Origin of the sequence: Pseudomonas viridiflava (assembly GCF_900602065.1) — a bacterium.
GTDB lineage: Bacteria > Pseudomonadota > Gammaproteobacteria > Pseudomonadales > Pseudomonadaceae > Aquipseudomonas.
The window spans coordinates 1-20,113 of the sequence record NZ_UWFN01000245.1; the positions used below are offsets into that span (position 1 = coordinate 1).

The 20,113-nt window shown below is 57.0% G+C and carries 22 protein-coding genes; 12 read left to right on the top strand and 10 right to left on the bottom strand.

Annotated features, from left to right (window positions below):
• The first annotated feature begins 323 nt into the window (after window positions 1-323).
• Window positions 324-674 carry a DUF6152 family protein gene (locus EE949_RS13050; RefSeq protein WP_122664660.1) on the top strand — a complete coding sequence of 117 codons (351 nt, stop codon included), beginning with the start codon at window positions 324-326 and terminating at the stop codon, window positions 672-674.
• A gap of 278 nt (window positions 675-952) precedes the next feature.
• Here the strand turns inward: EE949_RS13050 and EE949_RS13055 are convergent, their stop codons facing one another.
• Window positions 953-1,849 carry a DMT family transporter gene (locus EE949_RS13055; RefSeq protein WP_122664661.1) on the bottom strand — a complete coding sequence of 299 codons (897 nt, stop codon included), beginning with the start codon at window positions 1,847-1,849 and terminating at the stop codon, window positions 953-955.
• A gap of 87 nt (window positions 1,850-1,936) precedes the next feature.
• On the opposite strand from EE949_RS13055, the gene EE949_RS13060 reads away from it, so the two are divergent.
• Complete coding sequence (locus EE949_RS13060) at window positions 1,937-3,268, top strand: PLP-dependent aminotransferase family protein (RefSeq protein WP_122664662.1); 1,332 nt, start codon at window positions 1,937-1,939, stop codon at window positions 3,266-3,268.
• On the opposite strand, the gene EE949_RS13065 is transcribed toward EE949_RS13060, so the two are convergent.
• Window positions 3,259-3,573, bottom strand: coding sequence for a DUF7693 family protein (locus EE949_RS13065; RefSeq protein WP_122664663.1), 315 nt, complete (start codon window positions 3,571-3,573; stop codon window positions 3,259-3,261). The two genes, EE949_RS13060 and EE949_RS13065, sit on opposite strands and share 10 nt — an antisense overlap.
• Window positions 3,574-3,663: 90 nt before the next feature.
• Here EE949_RS13065 and EE949_RS13070 point away from each other — a divergent pair, with 90 nt between their 5' ends.
• Together EE949_RS13070 and EE949_RS13075 are read left to right on the top strand one after the other, a co-directional pair.
• A complete protein-coding gene (locus tag EE949_RS13070) occupies window positions 3,664-4,035 on the top strand; it encodes a PH domain-containing protein (RefSeq protein WP_122664664.1) in 372 nt (123 codons plus the stop codon).
• A 174-nt stretch (window positions 4,036-4,209) separates the two neighbouring features.
• Entirely contained in the window at window positions 4,210-4,773 is a 564-nt protein-coding gene (locus tag EE949_RS13075) for a GNAT family N-acetyltransferase (protein ID WP_122664665.1), read from the top strand.
• A 221-nt stretch (window positions 4,774-4,994) separates the two neighbouring features.
• On the opposite strand, the gene EE949_RS13080 is transcribed toward EE949_RS13075, so the two are convergent.
• From EE949_RS13080 to EE949_RS13090, 3 genes are all read right to left on the bottom strand, one after another.
• Window positions 4,995-5,366: a helix-turn-helix domain-containing protein gene (locus EE949_RS13080; protein WP_122664666.1), complete on the bottom strand. Its 372-nt coding sequence runs from the start codon at window positions 5,364-5,366 to the stop codon at window positions 4,995-4,997.
• A complete protein-coding gene (locus tag EE949_RS13085; RefSeq protein WP_122664667.1) occupies window positions 5,305-5,559 on the bottom strand; it encodes a type II toxin-antitoxin system RelE family toxin in 255 nt (84 codons plus the stop codon). The genes EE949_RS13080 and EE949_RS13085 overlap by 62 nt, the downstream gene beginning before the upstream one ends.
• Window positions 5,560-5,715: 156 nt before the next feature.
• Entirely contained in the window at window positions 5,716-7,935 is a 2,220-nt protein-coding gene (locus EE949_RS13090) for a TonB-dependent siderophore receptor (protein ID WP_122664718.1), read from the bottom strand.
• A gap of 240 nt (window positions 7,936-8,175) precedes the next feature.
• Here EE949_RS13090 and EE949_RS13095 point away from each other — a divergent pair, with 240 nt between their 5' ends.
• Window positions 8,176-8,895: a response regulator gene (locus tag EE949_RS13095; protein WP_122664668.1), complete on the top strand. Its 720-nt coding sequence runs from the start codon at window positions 8,176-8,178 to the stop codon at window positions 8,893-8,895.
• A 76-nt stretch (window positions 8,896-8,971) separates the two neighbouring features.
• Window positions 8,972-10,294: an ATP-binding protein gene (locus tag EE949_RS13100; RefSeq protein WP_240350559.1), complete on the top strand. Its 1,323-nt coding sequence runs from the start codon at window positions 8,972-8,974 to the stop codon at window positions 10,292-10,294.
• 408 nt (window positions 10,295-10,702) lie between these two features.
• On the opposite strand, the gene EE949_RS13105 is transcribed toward EE949_RS13100, so the two are convergent.
• From EE949_RS13105 to EE949_RS13120, 4 genes are all read right to left on the bottom strand, one after another.
• Window positions 10,703-12,079, bottom strand: a complete 1,377-nt coding sequence (locus tag EE949_RS13105; protein WP_122664670.1) for a c-type cytochrome — start codon at window positions 12,077-12,079, stop codon at window positions 10,703-10,705.
• A gap of 11 nt (window positions 12,080-12,090) precedes the next feature.
• Window positions 12,091-13,860, bottom strand: coding sequence for a GMC family oxidoreductase (locus EE949_RS13110; protein ID WP_122664671.1), 1,770 nt, complete (start codon window positions 13,858-13,860; stop codon window positions 12,091-12,093).
• A 36-nt stretch (window positions 13,861-13,896) separates the two neighbouring features.
• Complete coding sequence (locus EE949_RS13115) at window positions 13,897-14,616, bottom strand: gluconate 2-dehydrogenase subunit 3 family protein (protein WP_122664672.1); 720 nt, start codon at window positions 14,614-14,616, stop codon at window positions 13,897-13,899.
• Between the two features lie 754 nt (window positions 14,617-15,370).
• Complete coding sequence (locus EE949_RS13120) at window positions 15,371-15,793, bottom strand: RidA family protein (protein WP_122664673.1); 423 nt, start codon at window positions 15,791-15,793, stop codon at window positions 15,371-15,373.
• A gap of 144 nt (window positions 15,794-15,937) precedes the next feature.
• Here EE949_RS13120 and EE949_RS13125 point away from each other — a divergent pair, with 144 nt between their 5' ends.
• Window positions 15,938-16,468, top strand: coding sequence for an AAA family ATPase (locus EE949_RS13125; RefSeq protein WP_122664674.1), 531 nt, complete (start codon window positions 15,938-15,940; stop codon window positions 16,466-16,468).
• On the opposite strand, the gene EE949_RS13130 is transcribed toward EE949_RS13125, so the two are convergent.
• Window positions 16,465-16,926 carry a hypothetical protein gene (locus tag EE949_RS13130; RefSeq protein WP_122664675.1) on the bottom strand — a complete coding sequence of 154 codons (462 nt, stop codon included), beginning with the start codon at window positions 16,924-16,926 and terminating at the stop codon, window positions 16,465-16,467. The two genes, EE949_RS13125 and EE949_RS13130, sit on opposite strands and share 4 nt — an antisense overlap.
• Before the next feature lie 565 nt (window positions 16,927-17,491).
• Between EE949_RS13130 and EE949_RS13135 the strand changes: the two genes are divergently transcribed.
• From EE949_RS13135 to EE949_RS13155, 5 genes are all read left to right on the top strand, one after another.
• On the top strand, window positions 17,492-17,755 hold the full coding sequence (locus EE949_RS13135; RefSeq protein WP_122664676.1) for a hypothetical protein: 264 nt from the start codon (window positions 17,492-17,494) through the stop codon (window positions 17,753-17,755).
• Between the two features lie 241 nt (window positions 17,756-17,996).
• Window positions 17,997-18,242 (top strand): type II toxin-antitoxin system ParD family antitoxin, encoded by a 246-nt coding sequence (locus EE949_RS13140; RefSeq protein ID WP_122664677.1) that lies wholly within the window; start codon window positions 17,997-17,999, stop codon window positions 18,240-18,242.
• A complete protein-coding gene (locus EE949_RS13145; protein WP_122664678.1) occupies window positions 18,235-18,525 on the top strand; it encodes a type II toxin-antitoxin system RelE/ParE family toxin in 291 nt (96 codons plus the stop codon). The genes EE949_RS13140 and EE949_RS13145 overlap by 8 nt, the downstream gene beginning before the upstream one ends.
• 98 nt (window positions 18,526-18,623) lie before the next feature.
• Window positions 18,624-19,133: a sigma-70 family RNA polymerase sigma factor gene (locus EE949_RS13150; RefSeq protein WP_122664679.1), complete on the top strand. Its 510-nt coding sequence runs from the start codon at window positions 18,624-18,626 to the stop codon at window positions 19,131-19,133.
• On the top strand, window positions 19,130-20,098 hold the full coding sequence (locus EE949_RS13155) for a DUF4880 domain-containing protein (protein ID WP_122664680.1): 969 nt from the start codon (window positions 19,130-19,132) through the stop codon (window positions 20,096-20,098). The genes EE949_RS13150 and EE949_RS13155 overlap by 4 nt, the downstream gene beginning before the upstream one ends.
• Window positions 20,099-20,113 lie beyond the last annotated feature (15 nt).

A 20,113-nucleotide genomic window follows, 5' to 3' on the forward strand; every position in this document is an offset into this window, starting at 1 on the left:
CTTTGTTCAGGCGGTTGTAAGTGGCGTTAGTCATGGTGGAATCCTTTATCGAAGTAGGTAAGTAGTAAGTGGCGTCGTTCAACTTGAGGCCAGATTAAAGGTCTTCGAATAAAGGATAAATCGGCTGGAAAGCGTTTTACTGTCAACTCAAAGGGGACAGTTGCCAGTTTGGCATTATCACCGCTAGCGATCCGTAAAGCCGTCCTGAGCACGCAACACGACTAAGCTAAATCTGTACGCGGCGTTATCTCGATCGGGATTTTTGCTGTCCACTTGCCACCGCCGGACTGGAGTAAGCCGTATTTCGCAGGAGCGAAAGCATCATGAACGTCTGGCTTAAAAGTTTTGCATTGCCATGGTTACTGACTGCATCAGCCGCGTTCGCCGAGTATGGATGGACGGAGTACGACACCACTAAACCGCAGCAGCTCAGTGGGACGATTGATGCGTCAAGCTACTCCAACCCCTACGTCACGATGCGCCTCAGAACAGATGAGAAAACCTGGACGGTTATTTTGACGCCTCCAGCACGCATGAGATCCCACGGTGTTTCCGCAGATGGGCTTGCGGTAGGTAAAAAGGTTGATGTGACCGGGTACCGGGGTAAATTCAGAGTCGATGAAATGCGTGCTGACAGCATCACACTGGACGGCAAGACCGTTGTGCTGGATTGATGCGCTTGGCCAGGCAGCGGGCAGTCAGATAGGAGGTAATTTGTTGCCGAGAGGCTTGATGCGGCGATTCAGGCTTGCCGCCTCTCGCGAACAAGTTCGCTGTCATCAAAAACTGCAAACCATCGAATTGAAATGCGCTTTTTGTAGGCGCTGCCGAAGGCTGCGAAGCATTACTCCTGACATACCGCCATCGCAGCCTTCGGCAGCTCCTACAGAACCAATGTTTGCCGCAAGACAGCGCGATGCCGGGTCACCAGGGCCGAATTGCGCCGTGTCACCTACCGTGCAAACCTTCTTACACCCACCACACAAAGAATCACCGCAACCGTCACCCCCAGCATCCCGGCGCTTACCTGCTCATGCAGCAATGTCGCCGCTAACGCGAGCCCAAAAAAAGGCTGCAGCAGCTGCAATTGCCCAACAGCCGCAATTCCGCCTTGGGCAAGGCCGCGATACCAGAACACGAAGCCGATCAGCATGCTGAACAACGACACGTAGCCCAGGCTCAGCCAGGCAAGGGGGCTGATGGTCGAAAATGACGGTGGGCTCCGCAGCAAGCTCAGCGTTGCCATGACCGGTAGGGCCAATACCAGCGCCCAACTGATCACCTGCCAGCCCCCCAGCGCTCTGGACAATCTGGCACCCTCGGCATAACCCAACCCGCAGACCAGAATAGCCAAGAGCATCAGGATGTCTCCGGTGGCAGAGGCGTTCAAGCCTTGGGAGAAAGCGAAGCCGACCACCATCAAACTGCCGAGCACCGAAAAAAACCAGAAGGCAGGACGCGGCCGCTCGCCACCGCGCAGTACAGCGAAAATAGCTGTCGCCAGTGGTAGCAAGCCGAGGAAGACGATGGAGTGCGCGGACGTGACGTGCTGCAACGCCAGCGCGGTTAATAGCGGGAAACCGACGACCACCCCGATAGCGACGATCAACAACGACAGCAGTTGATGGCGGGCGGGACGCCGCTCCTTGAACAGCAGCAGCATGCACAGCGCCAGAATGCCTGCGATGGTTGCACGAATGACGGTCAGAAATACCGGGTCGAATTCCAGCACCGCTACGCGCGTAGCAGGCAATGAACCGCTGAAGATCACCACGCCGATCAGACCATTGATCCATCCTCGGGTGGCGTTTTCCATGGACGGGATTTTTGCAGTTGATGCTTGTTCCATGCGGGCCACACTCTGGTCGGGTTGCGTAAAGGCATCCTAGGGTCGAGTATCAGTACAATCAAAAAATTGTCATGGATACAGTTCCACATGCCATTGGCCCGTTACAAATCACTGGTGGATACTTTTGCGGCGGATATTCGTTCGGGACGTTTGCCGCCGGGCACACGTTTACCCACACACCGAACCCTGGCCACGGCGGAAGGTTTGGCGTTGGTTACGGCGTCTCGGGTCTACGCGGAGCTTGAGGCCATGGGCCTGGTGAGTGGTGAAGCGGGGCGCGGCACTTTCGTTCGTGAGACCTCATTACCACTGGGGCATGGCATTGATCAGCCAGAGGTGGCGACTGGCGTCATCGATCTCAATTTCAACTACCCGTCGTTGCCAGGCCAGGCCGATTTATTGCGCAATGCGTTGCGCCAACTCGCGTTGTCCGGGGATCTGGAATCGCTGTTGCGCTACCAGCCTCATGCGGGGCGTACCCACGAGCGGGCGTCCGTTGCGCGTCATCTGCACAATCGCGGGCTTACGGTTAAGTCAGAGCAGGTTTTGCTGGTCAATGGCGCTCAGCATGGTCTGGCGGTGGCGATGATGGCGCTGTTCAAACCCGGCGATGTGATCGCGGCTGATGCGTTGACCTATCCGGGCTTCAAGGTGTTGGCTGAATCACTAAGCCTGGAAGTTCTGCCTATCCCGGTCACGGCTTCAGGGCCTGATTTCGATGCTCTGGAAAAGCTTTGCCGAAAGAGAACGGTGCGTGGGATTTACAGCATGCCAACGCTGCATAACCCGATGGGCTGGGTGCTGGATATCGAGCAGCGCGAGCGTCTGGTGTCCATCGCCCGGCAACACGCGCTGCATATTATCGAAGACGCGGCTTATGCGTTTCTGGCCCCTAATCCTCCGCCGCCTCTTGCGGAGTTGGCACCGGAGCGCACGGTGTATGTGTCTGGCTTGTCAAAAAGCGTCGCTACCGGGTTGCGGTTTGGATTCATTGCCGCCCCGGTTTCGCTCGTCGGGGCGCTGGAGCGTGTCATCAGAGCGACGACCTGGAACACCGCCGGTGTGATGACCGCGATTGCCACCGGTTGGCTGGACGACGGCACAGTCAGCACGCTGGAAGCGCAGAAGCGTGCAGATGCCCAAGCCAGGCAATTGCTCGCCGATGAGCTGCTGTGCGGATTGAATTGCGTCAGCCATCCCTGTTCGTATTTCACCTGGCTGCCATTGGCCGAGGATGCGCGAGCGGATCAGGTTGTGGCGTCGTTGATGCGCGAGAACATCTCGGTGTCCACGGCGGAGCCGTTTGCGGTGTCTGCTCAGGTGCCGCATGCGATCCGTCTGGCGCTCGGCTCAGTGGACATGCCGACACTGCGTGCGGCACTGAAGAAAGTGAACTGGGTCGTTGGGGCTTATTCCTGAGTTGTGGATAACTTCAGCAGCCGTCGCAGTTGTTCGTGTTCCCAGATGCTCAGCAGCTTGACCGGGTCGGTGCCGTAGCGCTGCCAATGGTCCGCTGTCCCGAGATTACCCTCAGGAGATTGGCACGCCTCGCAGTAGCTCAGCATGTTGCCTTCACTGATCAGTGTGAGTTGCCAGCCATCTACCTCGACGTTGATGTACCCCTTGCGGGTGTTCACCGTGTGTAACGTTCGCGTTTCGAGGGCGATATCTTTCAGGAGTTGATAGACGTCCCGCGCAGTAAGGTCGGTAGTGGTTTTTGCCATGCAGATATTCTCTTGTTGAAACCCGTGCGGCGCTGCCTGAACATGCCTGCTCAAATCCGGGAAGATTACTTTACAAACGAGGGGCAGTGGATGATCGATTTCAATAACAAGGGCTTCTTCAAACTCAAGCAGAACGACGAGTACGCCGAGCGCGTGACCGCGTTATTGCTGGACGGGGAGCACGTGATTGATTCTTACAAATCCATGCGCGACGGCGTGGTGTTTACCAACAAGCGCATCATCGCCGTCAACGTGCAGGGGCTGACGGGCAGCAAGAAAGACTTTACGTCCTTGCCCTATAAAAATATCGTTGCCTACTCTATTGAAACCTCCGGCACCTTCGACCTGGACTCCGAGCTGGAAATCTACTTCTCAGCACTGGGCAAGGTGAAGTTCGAGTTCACCGGGAAGACGTCGATGGTGGAGATTTCGAAGCTTATATCCAAACATCTGTTGGGGTAGCAGTGGCTTGGATCCACCTCTGTAGGAGCTGCCGAAGGCTGCGATCAGGTGCATCTGACAGACCGCTATTCGCAGCCTGCGGCAGCTCCTACAGAATCAAGTCCGACGAAACCTTTGCAGGATGCTCCTCAAACCTGAAACCTGCCCACTGACTCACCTTTTCAAGGTTGCCCCATGATCAATATCCGGCCCATGACTGCCGATGACTTCGAGCTCTTCTGGCCCACTTTTCAAGGCGTGGTCGCTGCGCAGGAAACCTACGCCTACGATCCGCAACTGACGCGTGAACAGGCGTTGTACCTCTGGCTGGAAATGCCGCTGCACACCTTCATCGCCGAAGAAGATGGCGTGTTGCTCGGCAGTTACTACCTCAAAGCCAACGCGGCAGGTCCTGGTAGTCATGTCTGCAACTGCGGCTACATGGTCACCGAAGCCGCCCGCGGCCGCGGCGTTGCCCGGTTGATGTGTGAGCATTCACAAAAGGTCGCGACTGAAAACGGCTTCCTGGCCATGCAGTTCAATTCGGTAGTGGCGAGCAACGAAGTCGCGGTAGCGCTGTGGCAGAAGCTCGGGTTCGACATCGTCGGCCGCCTGCCGCGTGCTTATCAACATGCGCGCCTGGGGTTCGTCGATTGCCTGGTGATGTTCAAATGGCTGGCACAAGAGGCGCCGCAAAAACCAATGCTGATTGGGCGCAAGAATATTGAATCCGTGGTTTCGAGGCCTCGTCGTAAATAGGCTGTTTTCTTCAGCAATATTCAAAAGTCAGGCTTGAAATGGAATTTCCTGTGGGAGCAGTGCTTGGTCTGGGCGGCATTCCGACGATACATGAGACGCGTCAGGAAGACACACCGTCGGAATGCCGCCCAGACCAAACACCGCCCCCACAGGACTCTCGTTCGCTGCACAACTGTGCGATGTCATAGCAAGGCTGACCTCTGCTAACTCGAAGTCCCTCCTCAAAGCTCCAGCTGATCTGAACCTATCCCGAACGCTGTCGCGATTTTTTCTCGGGTCGCCTTGCGCGGCTTGGCGACCGTTTCCTGTTGTGCATAAGCAGGTTGGCTGATGCCCAATCGCTTGGCGACATCTTCCTGAGTCAGTCCCAAATGCTCACGCCAGGCGCGAATAGGTGAGGCACCATCAACGATGAGACTCACTACCTCATGGGGTATCAGGTCGCTGTGATTATTATGTTGCGCGACGTATTGCGCGTAAGGAATCACCACGAATGCCGGTTTTCCATCCGGGCCGTTGATGATTTGAACGTCAGTAGGTGCGTTCGTCACGTTTCTTGACCTCTTGTATGCTGACGATCCTGATTGCGCCATCCCAATCGAACAGGACGCGGTAGTCACCGACTCTCAGCCGATATCCATGTTCGTGCCGCACCAGCATCTTGACGTTGGGCACGTCCGGCATAACGGTAAGCCTGGTCACCGCATCGCGAATCTGGAGCTGATGCAGTGTGTGCAGTTTCAGGAGCTGCTTAACGGCCTTACGTGTCCAGTTAATGGTGTTCACAGGAAAAATATAGGTCTTTTATAAGTAATGCACGGATATTTACTTATAAAATTCATTTTGCCAATGATCAGACTCTTGCACGATGTTGCCAACGAATTTCTGCTTCCACAAAAAAGCCCGCAATAAGCGGGCTTCTTTTATGCAATCAACTCCCCATCAAAACGCCGTACTCAGCGTCATCGACACGCTGCGTGGGTCACCATAAATTGCGCCCGCGTAGAAGCCGTAGCGGCTGTAGTAGTGCTTGTCGAACAGGTTGTTGGCGTTGAGTGTCAGTGATGTGTCGTCGGTAATGGCGTATTTGGCCATGGCGTTCCAGATCGCGTAGCCGGACCAGTTCACGTCGGTTGGGCCGCGGCTAACGCCGTTGGTGGGGATGCCTGCCGGAGTCGAGGTTGTGCGGATGTTGGTCTGCGCAGTAACGCCCGTGCCGATGGTCAACTGATCAAGCAGGCCAGACAGGCGATAGGTCGTCGAAGCCTTGAACAGGTGGGACGGATCAGCGCGGCTGCCTTCGTCTTCACGACGGAAGTGCAGGTAGGTGTACCCACCGTAGACGTTCCAGTTTGGCGTCAGGGCGCCCGCCAGCTCCAGGTCGATACCGTCGGTTTCCACCCCCGAGCCTGCCTTGTAAGCCTGGGCTCCGGTTGGCGTCAGGTTGGCACCGTCTTCAACAGCCTTGTTGTCCTGACGCGTGCGGAAATACGCCGCCTGGCCATTCAGACGACCATCGAACCATTCGCCCTTGATCCCGGTTTCGTAACTTTGCCCACGAATAGGCTCAATCTTGCTGCCACCCTGATCTTCACTGGTTTGTGGCGAGAAGATGTCGGTGTAGCTGGCATAGAGCGAGTAGTTGTCGTTCAGGTCATACACCGCGCCCATGTATGGGGTGACGATGCCACTTTCCTGTTGATTGGTGCGCGCGCCTGCAGTGCTGATCGTGGTAGCGGAATAATCACTGACACGGGCGCCGACGATGACCGACAACGGATCAGTGATGCTCAGGCGGGTGGCGGCATACATGCCCTGCAAACGCGTGGTGGTTTTGGTGTGCAGACCTGTTTTCCAGGCGTTCATGTAAAAGTCGTCATCCACGCCGTTGGTCCAGTCGCTGAGCGGGAAGCCGTTGTTTGCACGGAACTGACAGTTGGTCGAGGTTGCGCTGGTGCGGGTAGCGCTGGTCAGGTTGCAGTTGTACTGCGGAGACCAGGACACCGTGCGGCTGTCGTTGTAACCGAACATCGCCTGATGACTACGGCCGAACAGCTGGAACGGACCGGTCAGGTCAAATTGTGCAGACTGCTGTGTGGTGTCGGTAGAACTGTGCAGGCCGTTGAGCACAGCACCGCTGCCGTCCTGATCCCAGTAACCGCCATAGTTGCCGCCGCCGGACGAGTTCACCTTGGCCAGGCCGCGATGGTTCAGCACTTCGCTGGTGCTTTGTGCGGCGTTGACGTTCAGCGTCCAGTCATTGTCGAAACGGTGTTCCAGCGAGGCAAAACCGGTGCGCGTGATGTACTCACCAAAGCTCCAGCTTGGGACCACGTTTGTGCTGCGTGGCAGGTTGGTCTCGCTGCCGTCGCCGTACCAGATGGGAATGTTGGCACCCCAGCCGCCGCCGACGACTTTGGCGTACTCATACTGGTAGCCCGCGCCAATGGTGGTGGCATCGCTCAGGTCGAATTCAAAGTTGGCCAGCGCCGCGCGGGAGCGATCAGACTGATTGTCGCGGAAAGAGTTGGCATCCTGCTGGGTGACCACAAAGCGTGAGCGCAGGCGGCCATCTTCGGACAGTGGCAGGTTCAGGTCAGCGCCCAGTCGGCGCTTGTCCCAGCTGCCATAGGTGGCGTAAGCGCTGCCACCGAATTCGGTGCCAGGGCGCTTGCGGATCAGATTGACCGTTGCCGAAGGATCACCAGTCCCGCCCAGCAAACCGTTGGCGCCACGCACGATATCAATGCGCTCGTACATGTCCATGTTCAGCGCGCTGCCGCCGCCGCTGAAGTCGGAGCCGCCCTGGAATTGCAGGCCGTCGACTTTCCAGTTGGTGATCGAGTAACCGCGGGCACGGTAGTCAGTGCGACCGCCCACTTCCGACTTGCTCATGGTCACACCGGGAGCTGTTTCCAGCGCGTCTTCCAGACTCGTGATCTGCTGGTCGGCCATTTGCTCATGGGTGATGGTCGTGACCGACTGCGGGGTTTGCCTAGGGGTCAGTTTCATGCCGGTAGAGCTGGTGGTGCTTTTGACTGTATAGCCCAGTTGCTCGGCTGCATCGCCGGTCGGCATTGAGCTGTCTTCGATATTGACCGCTCCGAGTTCAACCGTGTCGTCGGCAAAGACGGTCTGGCTTGAAAGCGCACTCAGGCCCATCGCAATGACCAGAGCTGTGTATTTGGGTTTGAATGCGCTGCGCGACTGCGCTCGGGGTGCAGAAGATTGCGGGAAATGGATGGTCATGATGTACTGTCGTCACTGGTAATGTTTCGTATTTGCAGATGATTTTTGATACGATTTTATTCACCGTGACTTTGAGCACTATCCCCGGCTTGTACGGGTATGTAATGGAATGTAATGAGCGCTCTGAACCCCCTTGCTTCAATGCCCCAGCCAATGGCCAGGACCCTGCTGGTCGTGGACGATGACGACGAAATTCGCGAACTGCTCTGTGACTACCTGAGTGAGTCAGGTGACCGCGTGCTTGCCGCGGCAGACGGCCCGCAGATGTGGGAGCAACTGGAGCAGCACAAGGTGGATCTGGTGGTGCTGGATCTGATGCTCCCGGGTGAAGACGGTCTGAGCCTGTGCCGCCGTTTGCAAGGGATGCCGGGGCTGAGTGTGATCATGCTTTCCGCCAAGGGCACGGCGCTGGACCGCATCATCGGGCTTGAGGTCGGTGCCGACGATTATCTGGCCAAGCCTTTCGAACCGCGTGAACTGATTGCCAGAATCAAGGCGGTGCTGCGTCGTCCCGGTCGCAACGAACCGCTGGAAAAAGCGCCCGTCAGCGCCTTGCAGGAGTTTGCCGGGTATCGGCTTGATCACGTCAAACGGCTATTGAGCCCACCCGAAGGCCCGTCGTTGAGCTTGCCGCGCTCGGACTATCGAGTGTTACGCGACCTGCTTGCCTCTCATGAACAAGTGTTGTCTCGTGACCAGCTCACACGTAGTGCGCTGGGGCGCGATTATCAGCCGGACGATCGTTCGGTGGACATGTGCATCAGTCGTCTACGCCAGCACCTGAAGGACACCCAAGACGGCGTTGTGCAAATCCTGACCATCCGTAATGAAGGCTACTTGCTCAGTATCACGCCCCACGGCCCGGGAGCCTGAGGTGACACGTGCGCAGATCTGCGCGCGCATCAAACGCCTGTGGCCGAAAACACTGTTTGCGCAATTGCTGCTGATCATGGTCAGCGGCACTCTGGCGATCCAGTTGCTATCCAGCAGTATCTGGTTTGATGTGCGCTTTGCTCAGGTGCTTGAAGCGCCGGTGCGTCTGATTGCGAGCCGCACCGCGGGTCTTATTGGCGAAGCCGGGTGCACCGTAGCCGAACCAGTTGCCACGCCTGCGCGCTATCGGATCAGTTGTGTAGACGCTGTACCCGAGCCCGATTCCGGGGAGAAGCGCGGTCGGCGGCGCATCGAGTTGTTGTTGAGGCAGGCCTTGGCTTTTGAGCTCGGGCATGATCAGCCAGCGCGGATTCTCAAGGTCACTCTCACTGATGAACAAGGTCAACCTGTGGTCTGGCGCAGCCTGTTTGGCTTGCGCACGGCGGTGGCTCATGTGCGTTTTGCGGTGCCCTTGGCCGACGGGCATTGGCTGGATATCGAAGGGCAGGAATTGCAGGGCTGGAGCGGTGAGTCGGCCTGGGCGCTGATTGCCGATTACGTGCTCAGGATTTATGTGTTGCGCATTCTCGCGGTGTTGGCGATCTGCTGGCTGGCAGTACGAATCTGCCTGCGTCCGCTGCAGCGTTTGAGTGATGCTGCGCGTGGTCTGGGCGATAACCTCGAACAGGCTCCCTTGGTGGTGGAGGGACCGCAGGAGGTGCGTCAGGCCGCACAAACCTTCAATGCCATGCAGCAACGTCTGATCGCCATGGTCAACGACCAGACGTTTTTTCTGGCTGCGGTCTCCCACGATTTGCGCACGCCGTTGACCCGTATGCGCCTGCGCATCGAGCGGCTCACCGAGGACACCCATCGCGAGCGTTTGAAGCAGAACATCGTGCAGATGGACCGCATGATCGGTCAGGTGCTGGACTACCTGCAAAGCGCCAGGCAGCAGTCCTTTCAGGTGGTCGATGTCGATAAGTTGCTGGCCCGGCTGTGCGCAGACCTGACCACCGTTGACGAGCCGCTGCCGATTCTGGGACGAGGAGGGCTGCTCTATGCCAACGAGGTGCTGGTGCATCGCTGTCTGCAAAATCTTCTGGTCAACGCGTTACGTTATGCCCGGCAGATCGTGATCTCGCTGGAAAGAACCGATGATGGCGTCTTCGTTCGCATCAAGGATCATGGGCCGGGCATACAAGAGGAGCTTTTGGCGTCGATTACCGAGCCTTTCATTCGCGGCGAAGACTCCCGCAACCCGCAATCGGGCGGCTATGGCCTGGGTCTGAGCATCGCCAAGCGCATCGCCATGAGCCACGACGGCAGCCTTACCTTGCGCAACCGGGCTGAAGGAGGCTTGGTCGCGGAGCTGTTCTTGCCGCATCGGGAAGGGTGATTGAGGTGGAATGCTATCTCTGCGGGAAATTCTATGTAGGCCTGTAATCGGCTCAAATTATGGGTGCCAGATCGAGCCGACTTCTTGCCGCCCGATCCTTCTGGATAGAACCCACCCTGTGGGAGCCGAGCTTGCTCGCGATGCATGAGACTTTGCCGGAAGACACACCGCGTTATCGTTTATCGCGAGCAAGCTCAGCTCCCACGGGGTTGATGTGATCTTGCGATTGGCGCATGCCGTAGGACTGGCCGGGCGAACCGCATCCAGCCTTATCGCGAGCAAGCTCAGCTCCCACAGATCCAGTTTGTCCAGTGGGACCGGCTAAAGCCGCTCCTACGGGTCGAGCCGCCAACAAAAAGCCCGCACGAGGCGGGCTTTCTGAACAACGTTAGCTACAACCGAGACAACTTACTTCTCGTTGCTGGCCTCAAGCTTTTTCTGCTGCTTCGGATGCCCTTCGGCCAGGGCCGTGCGGACTTCCTGGACCAGCTTCGCGGACACTGCAGGTGCCTTGTTGGACCAGCCCTGACGCAGGAAGGTGGCCAGTTCGGCAACTTCTGCATCGTTCATGCGCTGGGCAAAACCTGGCATCGGCAGGATCGACGGGCCTCTCGCGGTGGACGGCGTTTGCGCGCCAGCGAGAATCACGTGGATCAAAGCGGTCGGGTTTTCGGCGTTGATGATTGAAGCACCGTCCAGACGCGGGAAGATCCGTGCAGCGCCTTCGCCTTTGACAAAGTGGCAGGCGCCACAGTTGTCCAGGTACAGACGCTCGCCCAGGGTCAGGTCCTTGGCGGCGGTCAACTTGCTGGCCGTGGCGGCGCTGCGTTCAGCATTGTGCTGATAAACAGTTTCGCCATTCTTGTCAGCAGGGCCAGACAACGACTTCAGATAAGCCGCCATCGCATGCAGATCTTCATCGGTCATGTGCGACGTGCTGTTGGCCACAACGTCGGTCATTTCACCGGCGACCGAAGCTTTGGCATTACGGCCAGAACCCAGGTAGTCGACGATTTCGTCCTGCGACCAGTGAGCAACGCCACGGATCGAAGGTACAGCCCAATCGTTGAGCAGGGCGCCGGTCAGGTAGTCCGCACTTTTCTCGTCCAGACCTTTTTCCTGCATGGTCAGCGCACGTGGTGTATGGCAAGAACCGCAGTGGCCCAGGCCCTGTACCAGATACGCGCCGCGAACGAGTTGCGGATCGGTGCCCGCAACAGGTGCAACGGTCGACTCAGGTGTAGGCGAGAAGAACGTGCGCCAGTAAGCCAACGGCCAGCGAATCGACAGCGGCCACGGAATATCGTTGGCCTGATTCGCCTGCTTGACCGGCTCAACGCCTTTCATGAAGTACGCATACAACGCTTGCGTGTCTTCGTCCGAAACCTTGGCATACGACGGGAACGGCATCGCCGGGTACAGCGCGCTGCCATCGTGACCGACACCGCGACGTACTGCGCGCTCGAAGTCGCCATAGGTCCAGCCACCGATACCGGTGTCTTTATCCGGCGTGATGTTGGTCGCGTAGATCGTGCCGATTGGCGACTCGATACCACGGCCACCCGCGAAGGTTTTGCCGTCGTGAGCGGTGTGGCATGCCACACAGTCGCCAGCGCGAGCCAGATAAGCACCCTTGCTGATGAGCTCAGGCGTCACTTCCTGAGTCATCTGCGCAGCCGCGTCACCCGATTTGTTGAGGAACACACTGACCAGCCAGGCCAGCAGGGCAAGCACTACACAGACCGCCAGCAATGCCAGCAGCCGGGAGCGGGATTTGGATGTCATGTTCTCGCTCCTTATACCTGAACCAGTGGGCCAGGGTTTTTGATGTAGTGGTCTTTGATGGCCTGAGCCGAGAACAGGGTCAGTGCGCCGATCAATGCAGTCGGGTTGGCCTGGAAGTTCTGCGGGAAGGCGTTGCCGCCTGGCACGAAGACGTTATGCACGTCCCAGCTCTGCAGATAACGGTTGAGCGCAGTGGTTTTCGGATCGTCGCCCATGACCGCGCCGCCCACGTTGTGGGTCGATACGTACTTGGTGATATCCCAATGCGAATCCATCGACAGGAAGCTTTCGCTGTAGCTGTCCGGGCCCAGTTCCTTGGTGATATCCAGCACGATCTTGCGCAAGTGCTGCTGCAGTTTCAGCTCGTTCTGTTTCCAGTCGAAGGTGATACGCAGCAGTGGCAGGCCCCATGGATCTTTGTAAGTCGGGTCCAGGTCCACGTAGTGACCACGATAAGACTGGCAGCTGGTGGTGATGCTCACTTTCATCGAGTGGCCATACCAGTCCTGCATGCCTTCTTTCCAGCCCTGGCCCCAATCCGGCGTGCCGCTTGGCAGTGCTGTACCGATAGGTGCACCTGTAGCTTGCGAGCTGTGGATCTTCGCGCCGCCAATGAACCCCAGTGCTGCGCCGTCGTAGTTGCCTGGCGAAACGTCGTTGAACATCTGCCCGGTAGCACCGGCGGTGGCGAACGGGTTGAACTCCTTGTCCTTGAAGAACAGCGTGGAACCGCCGTTGCTAAGGAACGCGTAGTTACGGCCAACGGTACCGGTTTCGGTGATCGGGTCGTAAGGCTTGCCGATACCGGACAACAGCATCAGACGCACGTTGACGAACTGGAAGCCAGCCAACACGACGATGCCAGCAGGCTGGAACACCAGATTGCCGTCGGCGTCGGCGTAGGTAACGCCTTTGGCGGTCTTGCCGTCTGGATGCAGTTCAACTTTCAGTACGTTGGCGTTAACCCGGTACGAGAAGTTTTCCATGCGCTTGAGCGAGTCCAGCACCGCGGTTTGCGGCGAGGCTTTCGAGTAGTTCAGGCACGGGTACTTACTGCAATAACCGCAGTAGTTGCACGGCGCGATCTGGTTGCCGTACGGGTTAGTCCACGCCTGAGAGACGTTTGCCGACGGGTTCGGGAACGGGTGGTAACCCATCTTGCGCGCCACGTCTGCAAACATCTTGCAGTTCAGGGTGTCTTCGAGGGGCGGCAACGGGAATGCGCTGGAACGTGGCCCTTCGAACGGGTCACCGCCTTCGATGATGCGACCTTGCAGGTTGCCGGTATTACCCGACAGGCCACAGATCTTGTCGAACTTGTCCAGGAACGGTTCGATTTCATCCCAGGTGAACGGGTAATCGCCGATGCGCATGTCTTCTTGCAGGATGCCTGGCTTGTAGGCCTGGTCTGCATACGTCTTGAGCTTGATGTCGGTCGGCGTCGGACGAATCAATACGCCGGTCCAGTGCAGACCAGAACCGCCCACGCCAGTGCCTGGCTCGAAAGCACCCCATTTGCGGGTCGGCAGTGCAACGTCGTTGGCGGTGTGGCGAACGGTCATTGCTGCCGCTTTCGGCGTGGCCATGATCTTGTTACGGATGCCGTACGCGTACTGATCGGCTGGCTTCGGATAGGCGAAGTCGGTGTTGTTGCGATCTTCACCGCGCTCCAGAGCGCGTACTTTCAAACCTGCCTGAGCCAGTTCAATGCTCATTAACGAGCCGGCCCAGCCGAGGCCGACGACAACTACGTCGACTTCGTCATTAGTAATATTTGCCATGAGAAACCTATGCTGGAAATGCTTGGCGAAAAGAGATCAACCGCGCAGGCCGCTGATGCTGACCGGGCCGAGGGGGTACTTGACGTTGTGCTGTGTCACCCACTCCACGTAACTGGCGCGGGCTCCGGGGAAGCCGATGGCGATCCAGGCTTTCATGCCCTTGTTGCCGCCATAGATCGGGTCCGAGAGGTAGCCCTGCTTGGTGTGGTTCAACAGTTCGCCAAAGAACTGCTTGGACTTGAGCACGTCTTCGCCAAAAGCCTTGAAGCTCACTTCGCCTTTCTGCAGTTGCTTCAAGACGTCTTCTTGCTTGGCTGCATCCAGCGACGCGAAGTTCTTCTGGTGCTTGTCCTGACAGAAAGCGTCAACGCTCTTGATGCCTTTCTGATAGATCTCTTGCGGGCGGTACGGGATCTGATAACCCATCTCTGCCGGGGCATCGAGTTTGAAAGGGCCTTCCAGATAGATCTCGCTGCCCAGGTCGCTGGCCAGTTGCTGATCGATAAAAACGGGAACGTTGGTTTCCAGCGCGCCAGGGCCACGGCCACCGGCCGGGATCAGGCGATCACAGGCCGCCATAATGAAGGCCCATTCAGCCGCGCTGAAAAAAGTCGGACGATATTCTTCAAGTTTTGGCGCAACCATCTCCGCTGCTTCCGCAGCGCTCAGGCCTTTAATGGCGACGCCTATCGCAGGTAATGCAATCAAGGAAGAAAGCAGAAACTTCCTTCGTGACGTAGGTTTGTTCAACAACATGGTGAGGCCCCTATGAATGCTCACAAGAAAACCCCGGACGGTGCTTTTCGGAAATCGAAAGCCTCGACCTGCTGTGCAACCCCTTAGCTAACGTGAATAGCGCGCAGCCGAATTCGCCCTCGACTGAAGGACAGGTACGGCGACGTTTTCAGGTTCCGGATCGTTTCAACAGAAGGCGATGGTTGGCGGTTCTTCCAACCGGTCACGGTCAACGTAAAAGGCATACGTTGCCAGTTGACGTACAACTCACGATCGTCTCAGGCGCTGGCGCGCAATCAGGAACAGGGCTGGCAGACCTCGGGGGTTGCTCTAATTGTGATTCGTTTGCATAGGTGCGGCTGTATGAACAGTATTCATCCAGCACAGCATTGAGGCGCGATACTCAAGTATCGTCTGCTCATCACGGGTAGCGGGATGCTATCAGGTTTGAAAAACATGCGACAAATTATTTCTGGTTTGTTGTCAAGGTGTTGTGGTGTCGCAGATGGTACCTGTGTGCTATTTCCATGCGGCATATCGGCCAGTTTGGCGATGATGGGGCCAATCCTGATGGTTTCAGGCTCTATTGAGTTCACGTCCTATCCATTGAAATACAATTCTGAATTGACCCGAATCCTGTAGGCGCTCACCGAGGTTACGAGGCCAGCGATGGCGGTCTGTCTGACACTCCGCTATCGCTGGCCTCGTAACCTCGGTGAGCGCCTACAGGTCGAACGTCTAGTTGGAGACAGCATGGAAGGCGTCGTACAACCTCCTATTGAATGGCGGCAACGGCATCAATTTCAATCTGCATTCCGTCCAGCGCCAGACGCGGCACCGGAATCAATGTGCACACAGGCTTCATCGGCGCGCCCCATGCCCGGTCTATTTCCTCGACCCACGTGGCCAGTTTTTGCTGGTCGTGATCGACGATCAGTAGCGTCAGTTTGAATACGTCATGGAGACTGGCGCCCTTGGATTGCAGCGCAATAGCGAGGTTGGCGAGCGCTTGCCTCGCTTGCTCGGCAAACACTGGAGACAGTTGACCCTGCTGGTCTTCGCCACCTTGCCCGGCGATGTACAAAAGCTGTGCCTGGGGCTGCAATCGGGCTACATGGGAATAGCCATTTGAACTGGGATCGTACAGGCCTGGCGGATTGGATAAATCGAAAGCAGGGGTGGTTTCTGGCTTGGACATCGGACAACTCCAGGTGGAAAAGCCGACAGTCTCAGACCTCTAGTTAAGTGGAGGTCAAGCGGGCCTATGTTTCATAGATCACCGTGTGCTAATCAACTAGCATTCAGATCTCGCTCTGCTCCAATACTCTATTGGCCCGAAAATATGCACATCCTTATTACTGGAGCACCAGGCTCCGGCACATCGACATTAGGTCGCGACCTGTCTCATGCATTATCGGCCCGGCATCTGGAAGGTGATGACTATCAGTGGCTGCCCACCAGCCCTCCTTATCAACAGATGGTCGCCAAGAATCAGCGCGGTACTGCATTGCTAACTGATGTGCGTGCCAGCGCGAATGCTGTAGTTTCAGGTTCGGTAATGGGGTGGGGCAAAGCGCTGGAAGATGCTTTCGATCTGGTGGTTTTCCTCTACGTTCCAAGCGACATACGCCTTGCGCGATTAAAGGTGCGCGAAGAGCAACGCTTCGGCGCTGCCAACCCTGAGTTTCTGGCATGGGCTGCGCAGTACGACACCGGTATCGAGCCGGGCCGCAGTTTGCAGCAGCATAGGGATTGGCTTGAGCAGCGCCGGTGTGAAGTGCTCAGGCTGGAGGGGGATTTGTCGAAGGAGAGCCGGTTGAGCAAGGTGCTGGTGGTGATTGAGAGGCTCCGCCGCCAGAGTGCTCTGTACTAAAGATTGATCAAGCGCTTGATCGCATACATCAAGAACAGAACGAGCAGAATCTTCGTGACATCAACCAAAGCCCGGAATGCAATCGGCCACCATTCATGAGGCTCGATCGCCTCCTGATAAGCGTATGAGTCGGTCGAGGCTCCGGTTTTCTGGAATTCGTGCTCTCTTGCGCGACCCCAATACATGAACGCGAAGATAAGCCCGATGACGCCCAGCCCACCGATTTGGTCTTCCGGCGAGGCCTCCAGCGGCGGTCCCCAGAGATAGCTTGCACCCGCTATTACCCAAATCAGCATTCCCAACCAGATCAGGGTTTTGCGTGCTCGCACAGATGCCTTGAGGTTTGTTCGCACGCTGAACGGGCAAAACTTTCCGTCGCGCTGAAGTCGGTCTTCAAGCGAGACGATGTAGCCCGAGGCAAAGGCGAGAAAACCAATGAAAACTAATACAACGGCCATCGGGTCTGGCTGCCTCAACTGATTAAACGAAGGTGGGGTCCACAGAATGTCCGCAGGTCGGGCATTTACTTGAGTAATTTGCGGTTATTCAGCGGGTGGGATCAAGCCCGCGTTGCCGGGTCCTTATCACACAAAATTTAGCTATCTGATGGAGTACTTTTCGCCTGTAGGAGCGCGCTTGCTACGCGACAACGCAGCGTCGAAGACGGGACGGCCACTCTTGCACAGCAAAAATGGGGGGCAGGTCTGATCCAGGCTTATCAATTAAGCAATTTCACCCAGTATCAACATCGGTTTTAACAGCGGTTGCGCGAGGCAAACCCCGCACCTATCATTCGCCCCGTCGCTGCATATCAGCGACCGGGTTTGGCGATCCGATTTGTGCGCGCAACAGCTCCAGAGCTAGGTTGCCCATTTTTTGTGGGCAACGTTATGGCAGCTGTGCGTGGGAGACCTTCGGGTCTGCCGGGTGCGTGCGACCGGTTCGCCAACCTGCGTACAGCTGTCACCCAAGCTTGTTTGGCGACAAGACGGCGGCAGCTCCAATAGATCTGGAGTTATTCGCATGACACAAAATATCCCGCTGTCCCAATTTCCCAATAATGTCCTTTCGATAAACCCTGAAGCCCCGATGGCCGACCTGCACCTGTGCGCCACGCAACGCCTGCGCGCAGTCAAAAATCTGATGAGCTGCTTGGCCAGCACCACGACCAAAGACACCGATGAAAACCAGTTGGCTCACGTCGCTGAGGCTGCTTTTCTGTTGCTGCAAGACAGCTGTGATGTGCTGGAGTTGATGGAAGTCAGGCTGAATAAACTGAGCGCCTGATAGAGCCCAACGCTTGTCTGCGATTCAGGTTCCTAGGGCATCAGGTATATCGAATGACCGTGATCGCGGGCAAGCACCGCTCTCCTGAAATTATATTTTTCAGATAGTTAGATTGTTTTTAAACCCAGAAACCTCCATTGCCTTCGATTTTGATCTACGCCTCAGCGCCCAGCGGTGCGCACTTGCGCATCAATAGTATGACAAACTAATCGTCATCTATAACCGAACCAAGGGAATCGCTATGGGAACCGTACGCAAAACCATCACTGTGACCGACCAGCAAGATACTTGGATCAAATCGCAGATTGAGGCAGGCCGCTACACAAATGACAGCGAATATATCCGCGATTTGATTCGGCGCGAGCAGGAGCGCAGTGCTGAGATTGAGGGGATCCGCCTTGCACTTATCGAAGGCGAATCGAGCGGCGAAGCGCGTCCATTCAGTGCTGATGAATTCAAGCAGAGAATGTTGAGAGCGCATGACTGAATACCGTCTTACGCCTGCTGCTGAGCGCGATCTGGAAGCCATCTGGATTCATACGTTTCAAGAATGGAACACGGCACAGGCCAATCGTTACATAGACCTAATAACAACGGCTTTCGCAGAGCTGGCTCAGTCACCGAAAACTGCACCGGCCTGCGACTATATTCGATCAGGCTACCGCCGCCGCACCGTCGAGCGGCATGTAATCTACTTCCGAATCTCAGCATATGGGATTACGGTCATTCGTATTTTGCATGACCGGATGGATGCACCGCGTTACGTGTAAGAGTGATAGCCAGAAATCAGCAAAAGAAACCCTAACCCGCATCGAATGAGAAGTATTATCATGCGCGACTTTCTTTAGTCCCTCTGGATATCGCGCTGATGGCTTCATCCTCTTCTACTCATCACGTTGTGGGCGAGCTCTACGCTCAGCACCATGGTTGGGTGGTACAGCTGCTGCGGCGCAAGCTGGGTGGGCAGGATTTGGCTCTGGATCTGGCGCAGGATACTTTTGTGCGGATTCTGAGCAGTGGCAGCGTGCCGATTTTCCGCGAGCCTCGGGCTTATCTGACGACGGTTGCCAGCCGTTTATGCGGGCAGTATTTCCGTCGGCAGGCACTGGAGCGAGCTTACGAGCAATCGCTGACAATCCTTGAGCCGGAACACATGCCCTCGCCGGAAACCCGTTTGCTGGTGCTTGAAGCGCTGGATGCTGTCGGGCAGGTACTGGATGGACTCGGCATGAAGGTGCGCGAGATTTTCCTGCTCTCGCAGCTCGACGGGCTGACTTATCCACAGATCGCTGAGCGCATGGACTTGAGCGTGAACGTGGTGCAAAAGGCCATGCTCAAAGCCTATCGGCATTGCTATCTTGCGGTGTACGGTCAATGAGTCGTGGCCAGGCTGCTCGTGATCAGTCAGTGGACGAAAGCGTGCTGGACCAGGCGTTGAACTGGATGGTTACGCTGCAATCGGGTACCAGTGGTGTCGCCGAACAGCGCGCCTGTCAGCAGTGGCGCAATGAAAACCCTCAGCATGAATTAGCCTGGCAGCGACTGGTCGGGCTTGGTCGCGATATGCGCAACGGTACTCATGCGGTGTCGGCGTCCAATGCCCGGCAACTGTTGAACGCACGCAGTACAAGCTCGCGTCGCACCTTGCTTAAAGGCTTTGTCGGCCTGGGTGTTGCGACATGTCTTGGCTTGAGCGTGCGCGAGCGGGCGTTGCTGCCGGAGTTGTTCAGCGACTATCACACCGCTACCGGCGAGCGGCGGCAACTGCGGCTGGCTAACGCGGTTGAGCTGCAGCTGGATACGCGCACGGCGGTGGATATTCGTGGCGCAGACATGACGCTAAACCTCGGCAGGCTGTTATTGAATACCGGTACCAGCGACATGACGGCCATCAAGACGGCCAATGGCTGGGTGCGGCCGGCAGCGTTGTCGCGGTTGATCATCAGCCAGGATCTGCCACGTCGACCGGGAACCGAAGTGCAAATACTTGCGGGCAGTGCGTCGGTCGAGCCGCTGCATGGCGTCGGCACCCGGCTCAACGGCGGTCAGCAACTCACCTTCGACAGTGTCCGCAACGGGCAGCTGAACAACGTGCCGTCAAGCGCCGAAGCATGGGCTAAAGGGCTGCTGATTGCCGAGCGTATGCCACTGGGGGAGGTGATTGAGCAACTCGATCGCTACCGGCGCGGCGTGTTGCGTTGTGATCCCGCGGTTGCCGGTTTGCAGGTATCGGGCTCGTTCTCACTGGATCACCCGGACGCCAGCCTGGATCTGTTGGCCAAGGTGCTGCCTTTGCGTGTGCAAAGGGTGTTTGGTTACCTGGTCACCGTCGTTGCGGCCTAGCCTCGGATTATTTTT

What these genes read in the sequence shown, in the direction of transcription:
- EE949_RS13050 (WP_122664660.1), top strand. Translation starts at nt 324, where the DNA reads ATGAACGTCTGGCTTAAAAGTTTTGCATTGCCATGGTTACTGACTGCA.
- EE949_RS13055 (WP_122664661.1), bottom strand. Translation starts at nt 1,849, where the DNA reads ATGGAACAAGCATCAACTGCAAAAATCCCGTCCATGGAAAACGCCACC.
- EE949_RS13060 (WP_122664662.1), top strand. Translation starts at nt 1,937, where the DNA reads ATGCCATTGGCCCGTTACAAATCACTGGTGGATACTTTTGCGGCGGAT.
- EE949_RS13065 (WP_122664663.1), bottom strand. Translation starts at nt 3,573, where the DNA reads ATGGCAAAAACCACTACCGACCTTACTGCGCGGGACGTCTATCAACTC.
- EE949_RS13070 (WP_122664664.1), top strand. Translation starts at nt 3,664, where the DNA reads ATGATCGATTTCAATAACAAGGGCTTCTTCAAACTCAAGCAGAACGAC.
- EE949_RS13075 (WP_122664665.1), top strand. Translation starts at nt 4,210, where the DNA reads ATGATCAATATCCGGCCCATGACTGCCGATGACTTCGAGCTCTTCTGG.
- EE949_RS13080 (WP_122664666.1), bottom strand. Translation starts at nt 5,366, where the DNA reads ATGGCGCAATCAGGATCGTCAGCATACAAGAGGTCAAGAAACGTGACG.
- EE949_RS13090 (WP_122664718.1), bottom strand. Translation starts at nt 7,935, where the DNA reads ATGGGCCTGAGTGCGCTTTCAAGCCAGACCGTCTTTGCCGACGACACG.
- EE949_RS13095 (WP_122664668.1), top strand. Translation starts at nt 8,176, where the DNA reads ATGGCCAGGACCCTGCTGGTCGTGGACGATGACGACGAAATTCGCGAA.
- EE949_RS13100 (WP_240350559.1), top strand. Translation starts at nt 8,972, where the DNA reads ATGGTCAGCGGCACTCTGGCGATCCAGTTGCTATCCAGCAGTATCTGG.
- EE949_RS13105 (WP_122664670.1), bottom strand. Translation starts at nt 12,079, where the DNA reads ATGACATCCAAATCCCGCTCCCGGCTGCTGGCATTGCTGGCGGTCTGT.
- EE949_RS13110 (WP_122664671.1), bottom strand. Translation starts at nt 13,860, where the DNA reads ATGGCAAATATTACTAATGACGAAGTCGACGTAGTTGTCGTCGGCCTC.
- EE949_RS13115 (WP_122664672.1), bottom strand. Translation starts at nt 14,616, where the DNA reads ATGTTGTTGAACAAACCTACGTCACGAAGGAAGTTTCTGCTTTCTTCC.
- EE949_RS13120 (WP_122664673.1), bottom strand. Translation starts at nt 15,793, where the DNA reads ATGTCCAAGCCAGAAACCACCCCTGCTTTCGATTTATCCAATCCGCCA.
- EE949_RS13125 (WP_122664674.1), top strand. Translation starts at nt 15,938, where the DNA reads ATGCACATCCTTATTACTGGAGCACCAGGCTCCGGCACATCGACATTA.
- EE949_RS13130 (WP_122664675.1), bottom strand. Translation starts at nt 16,926, where the DNA reads ATGGCCGTTGTATTAGTTTTCATTGGTTTTCTCGCCTTTGCCTCGGGC.
- EE949_RS13135 (WP_122664676.1), top strand. Translation starts at nt 17,492, where the DNA reads ATGACACAAAATATCCCGCTGTCCCAATTTCCCAATAATGTCCTTTCG.
- EE949_RS13140 (WP_122664677.1), top strand. Translation starts at nt 17,997, where the DNA reads ATGGGAACCGTACGCAAAACCATCACTGTGACCGACCAGCAAGATACT.
- EE949_RS13145 (WP_122664678.1), top strand. Translation starts at nt 18,235, where the DNA reads ATGACTGAATACCGTCTTACGCCTGCTGCTGAGCGCGATCTGGAAGCC.
- EE949_RS13150 (WP_122664679.1), top strand. Translation starts at nt 18,624, where the DNA reads ATGGCTTCATCCTCTTCTACTCATCACGTTGTGGGCGAGCTCTACGCT.
- EE949_RS13155 (WP_122664680.1), top strand. Translation starts at nt 19,130, where the DNA reads ATGAGTCGTGGCCAGGCTGCTCGTGATCAGTCAGTGGACGAAAGCGTG.